This window comes from Ruegeria sp. AF5 (assembly GCF_056541905.1).
Genome location: NZ_JBQFYZ010000016.1, coordinates 52915 through 72237, shown reverse-complemented (window position 1 = coordinate 72237; position 19323 = coordinate 52915). Strand labels below are relative to the sequence as shown.

Annotated in this window: 23 protein-coding genes; 12 read left to right on the top strand and 11 right to left on the bottom strand. The window is 61.6% G+C overall.

The annotated features are described in order from the left end of the window. Nucleotides 1–280: 280 nt before the first annotated feature. A complete protein-coding gene (locus ACR0DS_RS17270; protein ID WP_209505674.1) occupies nucleotides 281–850 on the bottom strand; it encodes a GcrA family cell cycle regulator in 570 nt (189 codons plus the stop codon). 126 nt (nucleotides 851–976) lie between these two features. On the opposite strand from ACR0DS_RS17270, the gene ACR0DS_RS17265 reads away from it, so the two are divergent. Next, nucleotides 977–1780 (top strand): ABC transporter permease, encoded by an 804-nt coding sequence (locus ACR0DS_RS17265; RefSeq protein WP_209505676.1) that lies wholly within the window; start codon nucleotides 977–979, stop codon nucleotides 1778–1780. On the opposite strand, the gene ACR0DS_RS17260 is transcribed toward ACR0DS_RS17265, so the two are convergent. The 3 genes from ACR0DS_RS17260 to ACR0DS_RS17250 all read right to left on the bottom strand — a co-directional run bounded on the left by ACR0DS_RS17260 (nucleotide 1777) and on the right by ACR0DS_RS17250 (nucleotide 4421). Continuing rightward, nucleotides 1777–3012, bottom strand: a complete 1236-nt coding sequence (locus ACR0DS_RS17260) for an MFS transporter (RefSeq protein WP_480560347.1) — start codon at nucleotides 3010–3012, stop codon at nucleotides 1777–1779. The genes ACR0DS_RS17265 and ACR0DS_RS17260 overlap by 4 nt on opposite strands. A gap of 106 nt (nucleotides 3013–3118) precedes the next feature. Beyond that, nucleotides 3119–4003, bottom strand: a complete 885-nt coding sequence (locus ACR0DS_RS17255; protein ID WP_480560343.1) for a DMT family transporter — start codon at nucleotides 4001–4003, stop codon at nucleotides 3119–3121. Between the two features lie 52 nt (nucleotides 4004–4055). Then, nucleotides 4056–4421, bottom strand: a complete 366-nt coding sequence (locus tag ACR0DS_RS17250) for a MerR family transcriptional regulator (protein ID WP_209505680.1) — start codon at nucleotides 4419–4421, stop codon at nucleotides 4056–4058. A gap of 74 nt (nucleotides 4422–4495) precedes the next feature. Here ACR0DS_RS17250 and ACR0DS_RS17245 point away from each other — a divergent pair, with 74 nt between their 5' ends. From ACR0DS_RS17245 to ACR0DS_RS17230, 4 genes are all read left to right on the top strand, one after another. Continuing rightward, nucleotides 4496–4753 carry a zinc ribbon domain-containing protein gene (locus tag ACR0DS_RS17245; protein ID WP_480507823.1) on the top strand — a complete coding sequence of 86 codons (258 nt, stop codon included), beginning with the start codon at nucleotides 4496–4498 and terminating at the stop codon, nucleotides 4751–4753. A 245-nt stretch (nucleotides 4754–4998) separates the two neighbouring features. Beyond that, nucleotides 4999–6186, top strand: a complete 1188-nt coding sequence (locus tag ACR0DS_RS17240) for an acetylornithine transaminase (protein ID WP_480484534.1) — start codon at nucleotides 4999–5001, stop codon at nucleotides 6184–6186. A gap of 75 nt (nucleotides 6187–6261) precedes the next feature. Beyond that, nucleotides 6262–7188, top strand: coding sequence for an ornithine carbamoyltransferase (gene argF, locus ACR0DS_RS17235; protein WP_480484533.1), 927 nt, complete (start codon nucleotides 6262–6264; stop codon nucleotides 7186–7188). 58 nt (nucleotides 7189–7246) lie between these two features. Then, a complete protein-coding gene (locus ACR0DS_RS17230; protein WP_480473649.1) occupies nucleotides 7247–7591 on the top strand; it encodes a 5-carboxymethyl-2-hydroxymuconate Delta-isomerase in 345 nt (114 codons plus the stop codon). Between the two features lie 24 nt (nucleotides 7592–7615). Here ACR0DS_RS17230 and ACR0DS_RS17225 read toward each other — a convergent pair whose 3' ends face one another. Genes ACR0DS_RS17225 through ACR0DS_RS17215 form a run of 3 tightly spaced genes read right to left on the bottom strand, consistent with a single transcriptional unit; the run spans nucleotide 7616 to nucleotide 8799 of the window. Continuing rightward, nucleotides 7616–7930 (bottom strand): monooxygenase, encoded by a 315-nt coding sequence (locus ACR0DS_RS17225; protein WP_480473648.1) that lies wholly within the window; start codon nucleotides 7928–7930, stop codon nucleotides 7616–7618. 36 nt (nucleotides 7931–7966) lie between these two features. Beyond that, nucleotides 7967–8344, bottom strand: a complete 378-nt coding sequence (locus ACR0DS_RS17220) for a hypothetical protein (protein ID WP_480473647.1) — start codon at nucleotides 8342–8344, stop codon at nucleotides 7967–7969. Continuing rightward, nucleotides 8341–8799, bottom strand: a complete 459-nt coding sequence (locus ACR0DS_RS17215) for a MarR family winged helix-turn-helix transcriptional regulator (RefSeq protein WP_480473645.1) — start codon at nucleotides 8797–8799, stop codon at nucleotides 8341–8343. The genes ACR0DS_RS17220 and ACR0DS_RS17215 overlap by 4 nt, the downstream gene beginning before the upstream one ends. A 176-nt stretch (nucleotides 8800–8975) precedes the next feature. On the opposite strand from ACR0DS_RS17215, the gene ACR0DS_RS17210 reads away from it, so the two are divergent. Both ACR0DS_RS17210 and ACR0DS_RS17205 read left to right on the top strand, forming a co-directional pair. Further along, nucleotides 8976–9968 carry a pirin family protein gene (locus ACR0DS_RS17210; protein WP_480560345.1) on the top strand — a complete coding sequence of 331 codons (993 nt, stop codon included), beginning with the start codon at nucleotides 8976–8978 and terminating at the stop codon, nucleotides 9966–9968. Between the two features lie 45 nt (nucleotides 9969–10013). Further along, on the top strand, nucleotides 10014–10988 hold the full coding sequence (locus tag ACR0DS_RS17205) for a 2-dehydropantoate 2-reductase (RefSeq protein ID WP_480546397.1): 975 nt from the start codon (nucleotides 10014–10016) through the stop codon (nucleotides 10986–10988). A 9-nt stretch (nucleotides 10989–10997) separates the two neighbouring features. Here the strand turns inward: ACR0DS_RS17205 and ACR0DS_RS17200 are convergent, their stop codons facing one another. The 3 genes from ACR0DS_RS17200 to hrpB form a co-directional block, all read right to left on the bottom strand. Beyond that, on the bottom strand, nucleotides 10998–12476 hold the full coding sequence (locus tag ACR0DS_RS17200; RefSeq protein WP_480560341.1) for an inorganic phosphate transporter: 1479 nt from the start codon (nucleotides 12474–12476) through the stop codon (nucleotides 10998–11000). 89 nt (nucleotides 12477–12565) lie between these two features. Further along, complete coding sequence (locus ACR0DS_RS17195; RefSeq protein WP_209505701.1) at nucleotides 12566–13024, bottom strand: NUDIX hydrolase; 459 nt, start codon at nucleotides 13022–13024, stop codon at nucleotides 12566–12568. A gap of 192 nt (nucleotides 13025–13216) precedes the next feature. Beyond that, complete coding sequence (gene hrpB / locus ACR0DS_RS17190) at nucleotides 13217–15670, bottom strand: ATP-dependent helicase HrpB (protein ID WP_480560339.1); 2454 nt, start codon at nucleotides 15668–15670, stop codon at nucleotides 13217–13219. 173 nt (nucleotides 15671–15843) lie between these two features. Here hrpB and meaB point away from each other — a divergent pair, with 173 nt between their 5' ends. From meaB to ACR0DS_RS17165, 5 genes are all read left to right on the top strand, one after another. Beyond that, complete coding sequence (gene meaB, locus ACR0DS_RS17185; RefSeq protein ID WP_480560337.1) at nucleotides 15844–16815, top strand: methylmalonyl Co-A mutase-associated GTPase MeaB; 972 nt, start codon at nucleotides 15844–15846, stop codon at nucleotides 16813–16815. Between the two features lie 232 nt (nucleotides 16816–17047). Continuing rightward, nucleotides 17048–17335 carry a 50S ribosomal protein L28 gene (gene rpmB / locus ACR0DS_RS17180; RefSeq protein ID WP_008756960.1) on the top strand — a complete coding sequence of 96 codons (288 nt, stop codon included), beginning with the start codon at nucleotides 17048–17050 and terminating at the stop codon, nucleotides 17333–17335. Between the two features lie 189 nt (nucleotides 17336–17524). Further along, the gene (locus ACR0DS_RS17175) at nucleotides 17525–17674 is read left to right on the top strand and encodes a hypothetical protein (protein ID WP_209505706.1); all 150 of its coding nucleotides are present in this window, start codon (nucleotides 17525–17527) and stop codon (nucleotides 17672–17674) included. Between the two features lie 30 nt (nucleotides 17675–17704). Then, nucleotides 17705–18094 (top strand): hypothetical protein, encoded by a 390-nt coding sequence (locus tag ACR0DS_RS17170; protein WP_480616874.1) that lies wholly within the window; start codon nucleotides 17705–17707, stop codon nucleotides 18092–18094. A gap of 38 nt (nucleotides 18095–18132) precedes the next feature. Next, on the top strand, nucleotides 18133–18606 hold the full coding sequence (locus tag ACR0DS_RS17165) for a copper chaperone PCu(A)C (RefSeq protein WP_209505710.1): 474 nt from the start codon (nucleotides 18133–18135) through the stop codon (nucleotides 18604–18606). A 92-nt stretch (nucleotides 18607–18698) separates the two neighbouring features. On the opposite strand, the gene ACR0DS_RS17160 is transcribed toward ACR0DS_RS17165, so the two are convergent. Next, nucleotides 18699–19307, bottom strand: coding sequence for an HdeD family acid-resistance protein (locus ACR0DS_RS17160; RefSeq protein ID WP_480560335.1), 609 nt, complete (start codon nucleotides 19305–19307; stop codon nucleotides 18699–18701). Between the last annotated feature and the right edge of the window lie 16 nt (nucleotides 19308–19323).

Here is a 19323-nt window from a genome sequence, read left to right as displayed (position 1 = left end):
GTCGTGACTTCCATGGTGGGGCTCCTTTCCTTGCAGAAGATGTCTTCTGCAGTTTGCCGCAAAGCGCGACGGTTGGCTGCAGACGCCATCCACCCCATCCGCAAAGTTGACGCTCCGAACTAAAACACCCTCGCAGCATTCAGCGAGGGTGTTTTCTTTGTAAGAGCTCGTTACGTCTTGCGTCGTTCTTGACTATACAACGCCTCCGGTAAAGGGCGTGGCGAAACGCCTGCGCCCTTTTCACGTTCTATAGACATGATTTAGGTTCTGGTGTTCGCTATTACCGCCGCCGGTCGCGGCGCGAACTCATCGGCTGGAAAGCCACGCCCACATGCGCCTCGCAATAGGGTTTGCCTGCCTCAACCGGCAGGCCGCAGAACCAGAAATCCTCGGTCGCGGGGTCGCCCACAGGCCATTTGCAGGTCTTCTCGGTCAGTTCCATCAGCGTCAGCTTCTTGGCTTTCTTCTCGATCTCGTTGACCTTGGCCAGCGCCTCGGGGCTGATCTCGTTGGCCGAGGGCTGTGGCGGCAATGGCTGGCCGGCCGGGATGATCTGGCGGCGCGCCGGAACGGCGGGTTTCGCCTCGGCAGCAGCAGCCGGGCGCGCCGGCTCTGTCTTTGGCGTGGGCCTGGGCTTGGCTTCGGCCTTGGGCGCGGGTGCCGGTTTCTCTTTCGGTTCGGACTTGGCCGGGGCTGCGCCTGCTGTCCGGTTGGACAGACCCAGGCGGTGGACCTTGCCAATCACCGCGTTGCGGGTCACGCCACCCAGTTCCTTGGCGATCTGGCTGGCCGACTGGCCTTCGCCCCACATCTTCTTCAGCAGTTCTACGCGCTCGTCTGTCCAGGACATCGTCAGCCTTTCAAAAGCGGAAAGCGGCCCCGGATTCGGGCCGCCTTGGGAATTCGTCTCAGCCCCCTATTCTAAACACTGCGGCCCGAGTTACAAGCTGTCTTCGAATCAGGTTGAGGGCAAAGCATGCAGAATCCCGCAGAACAGACCGAACGCAGCTTTGGGGCGGTCAACTGGATGGGGCTTTACACGCTGGCGCAGCGCGAAATCCGACGCTTTCTTTCGGTCTGGACGCAGACCGTTCTGGCGCCTCTGGTCACGGCTGGCCTGTTCCTGCTGATCTTCACCATCGCCATCGGGCCCAGCCGCCCTGACGTCATGGGCGTGCCGTTTGTGGTTTTTCTGGCACCGGGAATCCTGATGATGACGGTGATCCAGAACGCCTTTGCCAATACCTCCTCTTCGATGGTGATTGCCAAGGTGCAGGGCAATATCGTCGACACGCTGATGCCGCCGCTGTCCCCGCTCGAGATCCTTCTGGGGTATCTCGCCGGTGGCATTGCCCGTGGCTTGATGATCGCGCTGGTGATTTCAGTTGCGTTGCTGGTTTTGCTGTCCATCGCGCCCCAGCACCCGTTGATTGCACTGATCTTTGTTGTTCTGGGGGGCGCCTTCATGGGCGCACTGGGCCTGTTTGCCGGGATCTTTGCAAACAAATTCGATCAGATGGCCGCGATCACCAACTTCATCGTCACACCTCTGGCTTTCCTGTCGGGCACCTTCTATTCGGTCGAGGCGCTGCCTCCTGTCCTGAACCGTCTGACCCATCTGAACCCGGTCTTCTACCTGATCGATGGGCTGCGTTACGGCATGATCGGCGTGTCCGACAGCTCACCGTGGTTGGGCATGGCAGTTTGTGGTTTTGCCACGCTGGCCATCGGGCTGATCACCTGGCAAATGCTGCGCACCGGCTATCGGCTTAAGGCTTAACCGGGCTCTGCCAGCCTATCGGGCGACAGGGCAGGCTTGGGTTCGCCCAGCCGCGGATGCAAGCGGGCCGAGACAGCCCATGCCCCAAACAAAGCAATCCCGCCTGCCGCGAACACACCGGCCACCGGCGCCACCAGCAAGACCAGAGATGCAACACCGGGCGTCAGAATGCCCGAGACATCGCGGTAACTGGAATAAATCGCCGACATCTCAGTTCGCTCAGACGGTTTAACGGCCATAAGGAAGGGCAATCCGGCGCAGATATCCAGAACGATCAGCCAGACAGACCCCAGAACCAGCGCAGCCACCGAGGCAACCGGCCATCCCGCGACCAATCCGGCTGCGAAAAAGCAGGCCCCCGCGGCGGCAAACCCGATGCGAACAGCCGACCTGAGCGACCGCGTCTGGACCCAGCGCAGGATCAACGGGGCGGCCAGCAGCATGGCGTTAGTGCATGACAGAAGGATGCCGCCCAGTTGTTCTCCCAGCCCGTTTTGGATGGCGAAAATGGGCAGGTAGACCACATATATCCACCACCCGCAGGACCGGATCATTGCAAACAGATATCCGGCAACCAGTCGGGGTTGGACAAAGAACCGGGGAAGAAAGGCCAACGGGTTGTTGGCCGGACCACGGGCCTTGGTGATCAGCTTGCCATTGCCCAGACGCATGCGCCAGAACTGCGCCAGCATGACCAGCGCCGCTCCGGCACTGATGACAAACGGGGCAGGGCGCCAAAGCTCCATCAGCAGAACACCGGCCATTGGGCCGCCCGTCCATCCCAAAGCGCTGTAGAACATGCGGCTGGTCTCGCACCGGCCAAGTTCGATCTTGCTGATGTAATCCAGCACATAAGTGTTGAAGCAGATGAAAGTGACAACCGCGGCCATGGTATTCAGGGCCAATGCGCCGACAACGGCCTCGGGGCTGCCCACGATCGCCAGCGATGCACCACAGATGAACATGACGCAACCGGTGGAATAGGCCCATCTGCGCGGTACAAAACGGATCAGGAACGGCACCATCAACCCGACCAGCAGGGACAGGATGCCAATCAGGAAATACAGGAATGACACGGACGAGGCATCGCCCAGCGCCCGGTACATCGCCAGCGGAAAGACCGAAATCAGAATACCGCGCACCACGGCTTCGATTCCGGCCAGAATCCCGAAATCGCGCACCGATGGGGCAGGCGCGTGGCGTACCCATTCAGGTATTCGGCGTTCATGCATAACAAACTCGCAAATCAACTCAGCCCAGAATGCGTCGGTCACGTTGCCGTTCATGGGGATTTGCGACACAAAGGTCGCCCCTGAACCGCCGGGGCGGATTTTTCAGTCAGGTCCGGCGGTTTACCGCCTCGCGCCAGACCAGGATCAGCCCTCCGGTCAGAATCGTGACCGCACCAATCAGGCTGATCCGGTCGGGGATCACATCAAACACCGCAAAATCGTACAGCGCGGCAAAAATCAGTGTGGCATAGCTGATCGGGGCCACGAATGAGGCGTCCGCCCGTGCCATGCCGTTGATGAAACAAACCTGCGCGCAGGCCATCAGCAGGCCGATCCCCACCAGCGCAACCCATTGCTGTGGCGTAGGCATGTGAAAAACAAAGCTGACCGCGACCGTGGCGATCACCAGCCCCATCGTGTTGTTGATCAGCAGAATCTGGATCGGGGCCTCACGCCCCGACAGTTTCTTGATAAAGATCAGCTCCATCCCGATAAACGCAGCCGCAGCCAGCGCCAGAAGGGCGGCGGGCTGAAAACTTGCAGGTGTCGGGCGCAGCAGGATTACCGCACCCACAAGGGCCACGGCCGCCGCCAGCCAGCGCCACGGGCCGACGCGTTCCCCCAATAGCGGAATGGCCAGGACCATGCCAAAGACCGGGTTCAGAAAGGAGATCGCCGTCGCATCCGCCATCGGAATGAACGCAACAGACGCGAACATCAACGTCACCCCGGCCCAGCCAAAGCTGGTTCGCCCGATATGCAGCCCCCAATGGGGCCGCCCCAGCCGGGGACGAAGCACTGCGACTGCCGACAGGATGGCAAGCAGAGCAAACAGAAACCGTCCGTGACTGATCTGCATCGCGTGCAAGGGAGGCCCGAGTGTATCCGTCCCCAATGCCTTGGCCAACAGCGTCGTCGCCGCGATAAAGGCGGTCGCGACAAAGATCAGCCCTGCGGCCAAAGCAGGATTTTGCGCCTTCGGGGTGAACATGGGCGAAAGCGGTGCGCCAAAACGGGGGCCTTGGCAAGACGCAATTCAGCGCTCAGCGCAAAACCGGTGGGGCCGCCAGCGCCGCCTTGGCTTGTTTGAGGCTGTCAAGAAACCGCTCCGCCCGCACAATCCGCGCTTCGACCTCGTCAATCCGGTCCTGCAAAAACGCCTCGCCGTCAAAGCTGTCGGGATCGGCGGCTTCCAACTGCCCCAGCAACATGACCAGTTCTGCAATGCTGATGCCTGCCGCCTGTGCATCGGCAACTTGCTCCAGCGTGATCAGCGCGTCTTCGGGATAGTCGCGATAGCTGTTCGTGTTGTCCGGCCCCGGGCCTGACCGGATCAGCCCTTGGCGTTCATAAAACCTCAGCGTGTCGCGGCTCAGCCCGCTGCGCCGCGCAAGTTCCCCGATCCGCATGTTTCAAAACCGTTGACTCAACTCCATGGTTTTGATCCTATGTCAGACAGTCATTCTCTGCAAGGACATGCATCATGGGTCCCAAATGCCAAAGTTGCGGCATGCCGCTGTCAAAAGATCCCCAGGGCGGCGGGTCCGAAGCTGACGGCGGGCGCAGCACGCGTTACTGCTCGCTGTGTTACGAAAACGGTGCGTTCCGCCACCCCGACGCATCGTTGGAAGAGTTCCAGTCTCATTGCGTCGATGCCCTCGTCGCAAAAGGCATGCCCCGCATCCTTGCCTGGGCTTTCACCCGCGGCATGGGCAAGCTCGACCGCTGGCGCTCGGCGTAATGCTCCGGCGGTAATTTTGACCCTGCGGCAATAATAGGGTTTTCAGGCTGTCTTTTCACGTCTATAGAGCGGCCATGATCAAACGCGCACATATCCAGCTGCTCCGACGCCGACGCCTCTCTGCGTAATCGGCCTGTTTGATCCCATGTGCCTGCCAAATTGGCACAAATCTCACCAAATCTGTTGACGAACCGGGCCTTCGTGTATCACTCACGAGGCTCAAACGACCCGAAAAGGATGATCCCATGATCCCGTCCGTTCTGCCGACCTATAACCGCGCGCCCCTGTCATTTGTAAAGGGCGAAGGCGCCTGGCTGACCGAGGCGGATGGCCGACGTTTTCTGGACCTCGGCGCAGGGATCGCGGTGAACGCGCTGGGCCACGCCCATCCGGCGCTGGTGGCCGCCCTTACGGAACAGGCCCATGCGCTGTGGCATGTCTCGAACCTCTACAACATCCCGCAACAGCAGGCGCTGGCAGACAAGCTGGTCGAACACACCTTTGCGGATACGGTATTCTTTACGAATTCCGGTACCGAAGCCTGTGAACTGGCCGTGAAAATGGCCCGCAAGTATTTCTATGACAAAGACCAGCCCGAACGGGTTGAGATCATCACCTTCGATGGCTCCTTCCATGGCCGGTCGTCGGCGGGCATCGCTGCGGCCGGGTCCGAGAAGATGACCAAAGGCTTTGGCCCGCTTTTGCCGGGCTTTGTCCACGTCACCTTTGGCGATCTCGACGGTGTCACCGACGTCATCACGGAAAATACCGCAGCCATCCTGATCGAACCGATTCAGGGCGAGGGTGGCATCCGCCCCGTACCCGATGCCGAACTCAAGGCCCTGCGCGCCATTTGCGACGAACACGGTCTGCTGCTGATCCTGGACGAGGTGCAATGCGGCGTCGGTCGGACCGGCAGGCTCTTCGCCCATGAATGGGCCGGGATCACCCCGGATATCATGATGGTCGCCAAAGGCATCGGCGGTGGTTTCCCCCTCGGCGCTGTGCTGGCAACCGAAGATGCGGCGTCCGGTATGACCGCAGGCACGCATGGCTCCACCTATGGCGGCAACCCGCTGGGCTGCGCCGTGGGCTGTGCGGTGATCGATCAGGTCGCCACACCCGCCTTTCTCGAAGGTGTCAACCGCAAGGCTGGCCTGTTGCGCCAGAAACTCGAAGGCCTGGTCGCCGATCACCCCGAGGTCTTCGAAGAGGTGCGCGGATCGGGCCTGATGCTCGGCCTGAAATGCAAGGCGCCGAATATTGATGTGGTCAATGCGGGCTATGACAATCTGGTCATCACCGTCCCCGCCGCCGACAACGTCATCCGCCTGCTGCCCCCCCTGACCCTGACCGAGGATGACATCGCCCAGGCCATGATCCGCCTCGAAAAGGCCGCCAATCAGATCGAAACCCAGCTCGCAACTGCCTGAGCTTCATCTTTTCCCAAATACTCCGGGGGTGTGGGGGCTGGCCCCCACCGCCCGACCAGCCAAAAGCGAAGCGATATGAACCATTTTCTCGATATCCACAAAACTGATGCCACCGCGCTGCGGTCCATGATCGATCAGGCGGGCGCGATGAAACTGGCGCGTCTGGGCCGTCCCAAGGCCGCCCCTGACGACGAACAGCCGCTGAAAGACCGTATGGTCGCGCTGATCTTCGAAAAGCCCTCGACCCGGACGCGCGTGTCCTTTGACGTGGGTGTGCGCCAGATGGGTGGCCAGACCATGGTGCTGTCGGGCAAGGACATGCAGCTCGGTCACGGCGAAACCATTGCCGATACCGCCCGTGTGCTGTCGCGCTATGTCGACATGATCATGATCCGCACCTTCGATGAAACCATCCTGACCGAGATGGCCGAATATTCCGACGTGCCCGTCATCAACGGCCTGACCGACCGCACCCATCCCTGCCAGATCATGGCCGATGTTTTGACGTTCGAGGAGCACCGCGGCCCCATTGCGGGCAAGAAAGTGGTCTGGACCGGCGACGGCAACAATGTCTGCGCCTCCTTCCTGCACGCCGCCGGTCAGTTCGGCTTCGATCTGACCTTCTCCGGCCCGGCCCAGCTTGATCCGGAAGAAGAGTTCATGGGGTTTGCCCGCCAGAAGGGGTCCCGAGTCGTCATCGAACGGGACCCGCACAAAGCGGTCGAGGGCGCTGATCTGGTGGTGGCCGACACCTGGGTTTCGATGCATGACAGCCAATCCGCCAAGGAACGCCGCCACAACATGCTGCGCCCCTATCAGGTCAACGCGGAACTCATGTCACATGCCAAACCCGACGCGCTGTTCATGCACTGCCTGCCCGCGCATCGTGAGGAAGAAGCAACCTCCGAGGTCATGGACGGCCCGAACTCGGTCATCTTCGATGAGGCCGAAAACCGCCTGCACGCACAAAAGGCCGTAATGCGCTGGTGTCTTGGCGTTTAGGATCACCTTGCAGTTTCGAGAGGGCCATCAGGCTCTCTCATGACCTTCGGAGCATTCAATGCCTCACGTCACACTGGAATTTTCCAAATCTCTGGACGACACTCATGATTTCCAGATGATTTGCGAGCGGCTGCATGCTGTTCTCGCAAAGCATGATGAAATCGACGCCTCAGCGCTCAAGATCCGCGCCGCACCGATTGCCTATTCCTTCATCGGCACGCAACCGCAGACCTTCGTGCATGCCACGCTGCTGTTGATGCGTGGCCGGGATGAGGCCACACGGGCCGAGCTTAACGCCATCATTCTGGACGTTCTGGCCCAAACCTTGCCCGAGGTCGGCAGCATCACCGTGCAGGATGTCGAGATGACCCGCGCCACCTATGCAAAGCGTTTGGCTGGTTGATGGCGCGGGTACTCTCCGGGTCCGTCAGCCGTGTATCGGCGCGTTGTTGATCGCGCTGAGGTCTTCCATGATGTCAAAGACATGATCCGAGGTCACTGCGACCCCGATGGCCTCAAGGCGTTTCAGGTGCATCGCCTTGTAGGTCTCCAGACTGGCGCGATCGCGAAACAGATAGGTCGATCCGAAATGGTTCGTGCCTTCTTCGACAGTCCAGATCTTCCAGACGACACCGGGTTCCTGGGCGATGCTTTCAGCCAGTTCCTTTGTTCCGGCCAGAAATTCTGCGGTTACGGGTCCGTCATAGGCCAGATGCAGATCCCAGATTTTCATCGTACTCATGGTCAAATGCTCCACGTTCAGGGGTAGGGGGTGTGGTCAGCGGTTCCTGCCAAGCTGCACAAAGCTCAGAATGGCAAGCAGCGCAAAGAAGATGGGGTCGGACCAGCCAAAGCCGGTGAACACCCCGGTAAGACAGGCATAAAGCGTGATGACAACGCCCAATATGTTGGTCCCCATCAGACCTTTCAGGATGTTCTGTGCCGTCTCGGTACCGGTTTCAGTGTTTCGAAACAGGAAGCTGATTAGGCCGATGCCACCCAGAAAGATCGCATTATGCTGCGACAGAAACACGGCATACCGATCGTTCAGTTGCAGTCCATAATTGGGCCAAAGGATGGTTGGCGCAAATAAAAGCGCCAATGCGAAAAACATGTAGATCACACCATGCGCGGTCAGGAAGGTTTTGTTGGTCATGTCTCGCCTTTCTGTGGTTGGGGCAGCTTTTTGCGAAGCTGGTTGAGCGTTCTGATTGTCTCGCGTCTGGTTTCGGTGCTCAGGCGTCCGAATATCTGCTCCAGCGCCTGATTGTGGACGGGCATGAACGCGGCCACTTTCTGTTTTCCGGCTTCTGTCAGGCGTAAAACGCGGGCGCGCTTGTCGGTTTCATCAACGGTCTTCTCCACCAGACCGGCCTGAATCAGGTTTTTGACGACAACATCCAGATTGCCGGATGTGGACAGCGTCAGGCGCAACAGGTCATTGATCGACAGCGCACCTTTGGTGTTCAGGGTCTCCAGCGCATCCCACTGAGGTGCCGTCAGACCCCCGGCGCGAAACACCGGTCCCATGGCACGCATGAACAACTGCTGGCTGCGCAACAGGGCCAATACCAGGGCCTGATTTTCTCGGTTTTGAGTCTCGTGTGTCATGGCAATCATTTATCCCTAGTTAGGGGTTATATCAATATGCACCACCACGCGCGAATGCCGCAAATATGCACGTCCCCCGTGCAGGGCTGCACTGACGCCGGGCCCGGGCCTGCATATATTTTGACTTAGCGAATGCAGACCTGCTTTGGATGATCAAAAAGGCCGAGGATACGAATGTGAGCTGGAACCCGTCCCACACCCCCGACGCAGCTGAAAACGGCGCGCTGGAAACGCTCATCATTCCCCGCGCCCGCGATCTGGGCGGGTTCGAGGTGCGCCGCGCGCTGCCATCGGTCAAACGCCAACTGGTTGGCCCGTTCATCTTCTTCGATCAGGTCGGCCCGGCAGAATTTGTCACCGAAGGCGGCATTGACGTGCGTCCGCACCCCCATATCGGGCTGGGAACCGTCACTTACCTCTATCAGGGCGAATTCGAACATCGCGACAGCCTCGGCACTCACCAGATGATTTACCCCGGCGAGGTCAACTGGATGGTTGCAGGCCGTGGCGTGACCCATTCCGAGCGCACCAGCGAAGAAACGCGCGGTAAAGGCCACAAGCTGTTCGGCATTCAGACCTGGCTTGCCCTGCCCGAAACGCATGAGGATATGACCCCCGAGTTCGAACACCACAAGCAAGGCGCGCTGCCCCATATCCAAGACAAGGGCGTCAGCGCACGGCTGATCCTCGGCACTGCTTATGGCGAATCCAGCCCCGTGACGATGCTGTCCGAGACCTTTTATCTGGATGTTGAACTCGCCCCCGGCGCGACTTTCCCGCTGCCCGACGACCATGAGGATCGCGGTGTCTATGTCACGCAAGGATCAATCGAGATTGCTGGCGACACATTCGACGAAGGCCGCATGATGGTGTTCCGCCCCGGTGACAGGTTGTCGACCCGAGCGGGTCCGCAGGGTGCGCGGCTGATGCTGCTGGGCGGCGCCACTTTGAACAAGGATCGCTATATCTGGTGGAATTTCGTCTCATCCTCGAAAGAAAAGATCGAGACGGCGATTCATGAGTGGAAAAGCGCCGATTGGGTCAATGGCGCCTTCCATCTTCCGACAGGGGATAACCGCGAATTTATTGCCATTTCGGAACAGTTTGAGCGCACAAAGCCCCGGCTGGCCCGCCCGCGAGCGGCGTCAGGGGCGAGTGGGCTTGTGTAACCGTCCGTTTGCGGTGATCCTTTCTGGTATACCAGAGGGGGTATCATGAAACTTGTCATCGCAGGCGCGGGCAGCATCGGCTGCTACTGCGGCGGTTTACTGGCCCGCTCGGGGCATGCGGTGACCTTGCTGGGCCGTGCCCGTGTACTGGACCCCATCCGCGAACATGGGCTGGCGGTCACGGATTACGATGGCCTCAATGCCCATGTTGCGGCGGAAGCCCTGACACTCAGCACCGATCCTGCCTGCCTGGATCAAGCCGAGCTGGTCATTGTCACCGTCAAATCCGGGGCGACGGCGGATATGGCCGGTCACATCGCGGACGCCGCCTGTCGGGACGCGCCCGTCCTGTCCTGGCAAAACGGGATCGAGAACGCGGCAACCCTGCGCAAGGCGCTGCCCGGTCGGGATGTGCGCGCGGGTATGGTCCCCTTTAACGTGGTCCCGAACGGCCCCGCCACCTATCACCGGGCCACATCAGGCGAAATTGTCATCCAGAACGGCCCCGGCGATCTGGCCACCGCCCTCAGCAGCCCGGACCTGCCCGTTATCGCAACTGACCGGATCGAGGCGGTGCAATGGGGCAAGCTGGTGATCAATCTGAACAATGCGCTGAACGCGCTGTCGGGCCTGCCGCTTGTGGATCAGCTGCTCAGCCGTGACTGGCGCAACCTCATGGCCGACCAGATGGCCGAGGCGCTGTTGGTTCTCAAGGCGGCCGGGCATCCGGTGGCCTCGACAACGCCGCTTCCGGCGTGGATGACGCCGCATATCCTACGCTTGCCGACACCCTTGTTCAGCCGGATCGCAGCGCGGATGCTCACCATCGATCCCACCGCCCGGACCTCGATGGCCTATGACCTGATGGCCGAGCGGCAAACGGAAATTGACAGCCTTCAGGGCCATATCATTCGGCTGGGGCATGAAACCGGGGTGCCCACCCCCCTTTGCACGAAAGTGTCAGACCTGATCAAACACGCGCCCGATCATCCGCTGTCCCCGGAACAGATCAGGCTTTGATCGCAGTCGTCAGACGAATCTGGTCAATATCCAGAAAATCACGGCCGACATGGCGGCTGCGGCAGGCACGGTCACGACCCAGGCCGCAATGATCGTCATGAAATGCGACCGCCGCACCAGCTTGCGCCGCCGGTATTCTTCCGGGGCCAGCTTCTGCGCTGTCGCGTTTCGCCCATTGTTCTGTTTCCGCCTGCGATCCGACTGCCACTCACGATAGAACCCGACGCCGAAAATTGCGCCAACGGCGATATGCGTGGAACTGACCGGCAGGCCCAGCCAGCTGGCCACAATGACAGTGATCGCCGCCGACAGTGCGACGCAAAAGGCCCGCATCGGGTTCAGCTTGGTGATCTGGCTGCCGACCATCCGGATCAACTTGGGCCCGAACAGAAACAGGCCGAACGATATCCCGAACGCGCCGATGATCATCACCCATAGCGGGATCGAAACCTTTTGGGCGAAATCCCCGAACTCCGCCGCGTGGACAATCGCCGCCAGGGGGCCGACCGCGTTGGCCACGTCATTGGCACCGTGGGCAAAGCTCAGAAACGCGGCCGATATCACCAATGGCAGGCCAAACAGGGTTTTCAGCGACCGGGTCCGGTTCTCCAGTCCCTCGGACTTGCGACGCACCCAGGGAACCGTCAGCGCCCAGACCAGCACACCGCTGCCCAGACCGATCAGCAGCGCCATCTGCAGATCAATCTTGACGATCCGCTTCAGACCCTTGACCGACAGGTAGGTGGCAAACGCCGCCGCCATCACCGCCACAAGGATCGGCACCCAACGCCGCGCGGCGGCGATCTTGTCGTCCTGATACTGGATCTTGTTCTTGATCAGCGCCAGGAATGCCGCCGCAATCACGCCGCCTAGAACCGGGGATATCACCCAGCTGGCCGCAATCGCGCCCATCGTGCCCCAGCTCACCGCGCTCAGACCGGCAGCGGCAATCCCCGCGCCCATGACCCCGCCCACAACCGAATGTGTTGTCGACACCGGCGCACCGATCCAGGTCGCCAGATTGACCCACATGGCGGACGAGATCAGCGCCGCCATCATGGCCCAGATGAACACGTTGCTGTTCTGCACCGAGGCCGGGTCGATGATCCCCTTCGAGATGGTCGAGACCACATCGCCCCCCGCAAGCAACGCGCCCGCGCTTTCGGCAACGGCGGCAATCACGATGGCACCGCCCATGGTCAGCGCGTTTGCACCCACCGCGGGACCCATGTTGTTGGCCACGTCATTGGCGCCGATATTGATTGCCATATAGGCCCCGAACGCGGCCGCAGCCACGACGATATAGGTGCCGTCGGCCCGTCCAAACAGCACCGCCGCCATCAATCCGGCAAGCACCATGAACGCCAGTGCAATTCCTGGCGCCAGCAGCGGGCGGGCGACATGAAGATTGGCAATTTCGACGCGCGAGATGCGTTGCAGGTCGGTGTCAAGCGCCTGCCAGCGCGGTTTTGAGTTTGTGTCAGACATGGGCTTTGTCAAAGTTTCGCAGATCGCCCGCAGCTAACGGTTTCCCGGTGCAGGGGCAAGCTGACCGTCATCAATTTGTTGCGAAACGGCTACATCTGTCGCAGCAGCGCCTGCAACTCGGGCTCCTGCACCCGTTTGGCGGCTTCTGCCGGTGAAAACCACTGACGTTTTCGCTTATCCACTTCGGGAAAATCATCGGCCAGCTCGCGCACGGAAACCCGGTAGACACGGGTCAGGACCGATTGGGCCGTTCCCCCCTTGAAGATCTTGTCATAGGTGAATTGGCCGACGGGCTCCTTGTCGACCGCATCTGCACGCACGCCAGCCTCTTCCCACGCCTCCAGCAGCGCCGTCTCCAACCCGTCCAGACCATTGACAGGCCAGCCTTTCGGGATGATCCAGCGCCCGGTTTCGCGGCTGGTGATCAGCAGAACCTCGTCCTGATCCTCATGCCTGCGCGTGCACAGGGCCGCAAACTGCACCCTTTGGGGGCGCAGGAACAAGGGGCGTCCGACCTCTTCCCAGATATTTCGCAGCCAAGCGCTCATGTGATGTTCTTCAAATCCTGTTTCTGTCTTCGAAACCTGTGTGACGTAACAACAATAATGCCAGACTTCAATGAAATGTCCGCTTATTTCTGATTATGACCGGTTCTTCGGTCAATTTACTGTGATTTGTGAGATTTCGTGCAACAGCCCCGAAATCCTGAGCCGCTTGCCGGAAGCAACGCGGCAATGGGTCTATTCCTGCCTGCGTTTGGCCCTCAGCGTCGGGTCGGCCTGTGTCGGGTCTTCGGGCCATGGATGTTTGGGGTATTGCGCCCGCATATCCTTGCGCACATCCGCATAAGACCCGGCCCAGAACCCCGGCAGATCGCGGGTAATCTGGATCGGGCGCTGCGCCGGGGACAGCAGCGTAATCTTCAGGGGCTGTCCGCCTACCACCGGATGCCGGGTCACGCCGAACAGCTCCTGCAACCGAACCGATACTTCGGGGACCGCCGCGCTATAGTCGATCGGCACCTTGCGCCCCAGCGGTGTTTCAAACGATCCCGGCGCGCGGCGGTCCAGCTCCTGGGTCTGGGCCCAGTCCAACCGCGCGCGCAAGGCGGGCAGCGGGTCAAACCGTTTCCAGTCCTCCGCGCTTTTGACACCGGACAGCATCGGCAACAGCCAGTCGTCCAGCTCGGCCATAAGACCCTCGACCGAAAAGTCGGGCAGGTCCACGCCGTCGGCACGCACCAGTTCCACCCGCGCGGCCAGCCGTGCGGCGGCCCCGTCCAGCCGCAACCCCAGATCGCGCACCCCGTCCAGCATCGCGCGCGCCACGGCGTTGTCCGGAACATCCTTCCAGATGCGGTCGTCCAGCGTGATCGCTCCGAACCGCTCCTGCTGTCGTGACACAACCCGCCGCTCACGTTTTGACCAGGCGCAAACCTCGGCCCAATGGATCTGGTCGGCGAACAGTTCGCGGATCTCGCGTTCCGAAATCTGGGTGGCCATCCGCACCTTTGCCTCGCGCGGGTTTCCATCGGTGTCGGTGACAACCAGAAAAGGCGCCGCCGCCAGCGAATCGCCGCTGTCCAGCACGACACCTTTGCCCCCCGACAACACATAACGCGGCGCATCGCCCTTGCGCCGCTGTCCGATACGATCGGGATAGGCGAGGGCGGCCATGGCGGCAGCGCTCAGATCATCCGTCTTGCTTCCGGCCTGTTTCCTCAACCGCTTGGCCTCGGCATTGATCCGATCCACGGCGCCCATGTTCACCTGCCAGACCCGGTTGCGCTGAAAGGTGCGCACATCCCGCAGTGCCTCTTGCCGCAAGGCGATATCCACCGGCGCGCCGCGCAGGGGGTCGCGCTCGGCCATCAAGGCGGCCAAAGGCGCGGCACTCGGTCCGGCCCGCACCAGCATATGCCCCAGCCGGGGATGCAACGGCAGCGCCGCCAGCGCCCGCCCGTGTTCGGTGATCCGCCCCTTGCCGTCCAGCGCGCCCAGCATCGCCAGAAGGGCGCGCGCCTCGGCCATCGCGCCTTCGGGTGGCGGGGTCAGAAAGGCCAGATCGGCGGCATCCGCGCCCCACAGCGCCAGCTCCAGCGCCAGCCCGGTCAGATCGGCGGCTTCAATCTCGGCAGGCGGGTACGCGGCCAGCGCGCCATCCTCCCCGTTTGACCACAGCCGGTAACACAGCCCCTCTGCCACACGGCCCGCACGACCCGCGCGTTGCGTGGCCTCGGCCCGTGTCACCCGCTCGGTCACCAGCCGGGACATGCCCGAGCCCGGATCAAACCGCGCCCGCCGCGCTTGCCCCATATCCACCACCACCCGGATATCGGGGATCGTCAGCGAGGTTTCGGCAATCGACGTCGCCAGCACCACCTTGCGCCCGGTCTCAACCGGGGCAATCGCTGCGCGCTGGGCCGCAAAGGGCATGGCTCCGAACAGCGGGCGCACCGTGCAACTGGCGGGCAGGCGTCCGGTCAGGGCTGCTTCAGCCCGCCGGATTTCACCTTCACCGGGCAGAAACACCAAGATTCCGCCACCGATGGCGCGGGTCTCGCGCTCGGCCTCAACGACCAGATCGACCAATGCATCCAGCCGCCGTGCCTGAGGCCCCAAGGGCCGGTCCAGCAAGCGCATCTCGACAGGAAAACTCCGGCCTTCCGACGTAACCAGCGGCGCGGCCATCAGGCGCCCCACCGGGTCCGCGTCCAATGTGGCCGACATGGCCAGCAGAATCAGGTCGTCCCGCAGCGCGCCCGTGACCTCAAGGCACAGGGCCAACCCCAGATCCGCGTTTAGCGAGCGTTCGTGGAATTCATCAAAGATCACCGCCCCGATGCCCGGCAGGTCAGGGTCCGATTGCAGCATTCGGGTCAGAATGCCCTCGGTCACCACCTCGATCCTTGTGTCTTTTGACACTTTCGCATCGCCCCGCACGCGGTAGCCAACACTCTGGCCCGCGCGCTCTCCCAGCGTCTCTGCCATCCGCTCTGCCGCGGCCCGTGCCGCCAGCCGCCGCGGCTCCAGCATCACGATCCTGCCGCCGCACAGACCCGCCTCCAGCATCGCCAGCGGAACCCGCGTGGTCTTGCCCGCACCGGGCGGTGCTTGCAGCACAGCACGGCCCTGCGCCCGCAGGGTGTCCAGCAGGCCGGGTATGGCATCGTCTATAGGCAGGCGTAGGGTCATCCGGCCCTTATCCGCGATCCCGCAGGTGGCGTCCAGTTTCCGCGCTCACATCAGTAAATCGCCCCGCACGAAATGACGCAGGCTGCGCGATCTTCGCATTTCCTGCCGCCTCCGGTCTGGACAAACACCCTCCAAGCACGGCAACTGTTCCTGCCTCTAGGATCGGGACAAGAATGCAGACAGACAGCCTGAGCGACAGAATTCTGAAGGGCGAGCGTCGGGCGCTGGCGCGTGCGATCACCCTTGTTGAAAGCAACCGCGCCGATCACCGGGCACAGGCCAGCGACCTTCTGGCACAGCTTGCCGGTTCGGGGCGTCAGGCGATGCGTATCGGTCTGTCCGGCACGCCCGGTGTGGGCAAGTCCACCTTCATCGAAAGCTTTGGCATGATGCTGACCGGGCAGGGGCTGCGCGTTGCGGTTCTGGCGGTCGACCCCAGCTCGGCCCGCTCGGGCGGCTCGATCCTGGGCGACAAGACCCGGATGGAACGCCTGAGCCGCGAACAGAACGCCTTCATCCGACCCTCTCCCAGCCAGAGCCACCTTGGCGGGGTCGCCCGCCGCACCCGCGAGGCCATCGCCCTGTGCGAGGCCGCAGGCTATGACGTGGTGCTGATCGAAACCGTGGGCGTGGGGCAGTCGGAAACGGTGGTGTCCGAACTGTCAGACCTGTTTCTGCTGCTGCTGGCCCCGGCGGGCGGGGACGAGTTGCAGGGTGTCAAACGCGGCATCATGGAAATGGCCGACATCATTCTGGTCAACAAGGCTGATGGCGACCTGAAAGCGACTGCCACCCGCACCTGCGCGGATTATGCCGGCGCCCTGCGGCTGCTGCGCAAACGCCCGCAGGATCCCGAAGGTTTCCCCAAGGCGATGACCGTTTCCGCTGTCGAAGAACACGGGCTGGAACAGGCCTGGGACGAAATGCAAACCCTGACCCAATGGCGCCGCGACACCGGTATCTGGGAGGCAAACCGCGCCGCCCAGGCCCGCTACTGGTTCGATCAGGAGGTCCGCCACGCCCTTCTCGCCCGCCTCGACACACCGCAGGCCCGCGCCGAGATGGAGCGCCTGAACGACGAAGTCTCGCAAGGGCGACTCAGCCCGGCGGTCGCTGCCGGTCAGCTTCTGGACACGCTCGGCTGAAGGGCCGTCATGGCCGTTTCACCTTTTGCCAAATACTCTTGCCAACGGCATGGCCCATCCGGGCCATTCCTGCATGGCAGGCAAATTGAAAGATTTCGCGCAGCCCGTCTTGACCCCCCGCGCGATTCCCACTACACGCATCCAACCAGTTTTCGGGCGCGACTTCGGGTTGCGCCCCTTGTGATTTGGCCGCGGGTATCCAGCCCGGCCTCCAGAAACAAAGGAAGAAACCATGTCGCGCCGTTGCGAACTGACCGGAAAAGGCCCGATGACTGGCAACAATGTCAGCCACGCCAAAAACAGAACTCGTCGTCGTTTTCTGCCGAACCTGAATGACGTTACCCTGCAGTCCGAAACTCTGGGCCGTGGCGTCAAGCTGCGCATCTCGGCGGCTGCGCTGCGTTCGGTTGACCACCGCGGTGGTCTGGACGCGTTCCTAGCCAAAGCCAAGGATGATGAGCTGTCGGCAAACGCTCTGAAAGTGAAGAAAGAAATCGCCAAGGCGCAAGCTTCGGCCTAAGGTCTTTCAACCAACAGAATTTCAGGCCCTGCACCCTCTCGGTGCGGGGCCTTTTCTGTTGGGCCAGCCCCTTTCGGCCCCCATTGTTCTCAATCTGGAACTAATTTTTCGCCATTGGTGAACTTCTTCACATACAGGTTTCCGAATCTGACCTAACGTCACTGTCATTCATCAGGCGGGGGCCACATTATGACGTTAAAAAGTTTTTATCTTTTCCTGTTTCTGGCCGCGGTATTCCGCAAGGCGATTGCAACCTGCACGCGGATGCAGCGCTGGGTGAACCGGTCCCATACCAGCTTCACGGCAGACACGGTAAAAAGACCCGGACTGGATTACTGAAAAACAGCTTCAAGCGCGACCCTTTGGCGCTTGAAGCTTTTCCCGCTGCTGACCTATAGCTGGGTCAGGATGAGACCTGTTGTTACCAGATTTCTGCCTTATGCGCTGTCCCTGCTGCTGGTTCTGACCGGGCAGGGGCTGGCCATGTCGCGCGGCATGGACAAGGCCGTGGGTCAGATGGTGCTGTGTACGGGCACCGGACCGGTCGTCGTCTATATTGACGAAAACGGGCAACCCACTGCACCGCCGCATTTTTGCCCGGACTATGCAATATCCCTGCTGGGGGCCGTGGCTGTCGCGCAACCAGCACTGCCAGCCGCGCCGGAACGGGCGCAGCCAGCTCCGCTGCGGCATCTGGGCAACCAGATCGCCCTGCCGGTTCCCGCAACCCCGGCCCGCGCGCCTCCTGTCAGCGTTTGAAAACCACCCTTTTCAAACCTTTATACAGGAGAGGCACGATGTCCCTCAAAACCACTCTGCTTGCAACTCTGGCCGCCGTGTCGCTGGCCATCCCCGCCTTTGCCGAAGGCCCCATCAAGGTTGACGACGCCTATGCCCGGTCCTCGGGCAAGACCGCCATCGCCGGTGCCGCGTTCATGATGATCCACAATCAGGGCGACGCCGATGACCGGCTGATCGGTGCAACCTCGGACGCGGCAGCGCGTGTGGAATTGCACACCCACAAGGTCGATGAAAACGGCGTGGCCAAGATGGTGCATGTCGAAGAAGGCTTTGCAATTCCGGCCGGTGAAACCCACATGCTGAAACGCGGCGGCGACCATGTGATGTTCATGGGTCTGACGGCCCCGTTCGAACAGGACGCCATGGTGCCGGTCACGCTGATCTTTGAAAAGGCAGGCGAGGTCGAGATCGAGATCCCCGTCGATCTGGAGCGTCAGGACAAAGGCGGCCACGGATCACATTCGAACTAGGGCAGCGCCTGTCTTCGGGCTGCGCTGCGGCCCTCATCCATGCGTCAGGCCGGGCTCTGCCCGGCCTGTTTTCCACGCGGCTGCGGACAGTGCTATTTGTTGATGGTTTTCATACCGACGCGGTCGCCCGCCTGCCGGAATCGCGAAGCCAGCCAGAACATCACAGCGGCCATGGCCAGCGCCGAGAATGCGATACCCCATCCCAGCGCAACCAGCGCCACCGCTGGCCAGATCATCAGGACAAGCCCGACGACAAGCGCGACAAATCCCGAGACGCGCATGGAACCGCGCTGCGGGTCATTTGGATGCATCTGCCCGGCAGCCGCCAGGGATCCGATCCCGATGATCAGCGCCCATCCGCCCAACAGGAAAAACGCCAGTTTCACCGTGCCTTCCGGCCAGATCAGCAGGATAAGCCCGATCAGAAGCGCGCCGATCGCGGCACCACCCAGCACCCCGCGACGACCAACACCCAAAAGCGTCAGCCCACCGTCGAGGATCAGCAAAACACCGACCAGCCGCAGCAGCAGCGCGATGCTGCCCGATGGCCAGAACAGCGCCGCGATGCCCACAAGCCCGGCCAGCACCCCGCGCAGCAGAAAAGTCCACCACAGGCTGGAAAGCTGTTCCCCCAGCATGTCACGCCCGGCCATGCTGCCGTCATCCAGGATTTCACCGGTGCGGGGGTCTTGATCAGTCATGGCGCATCCTCCAGTC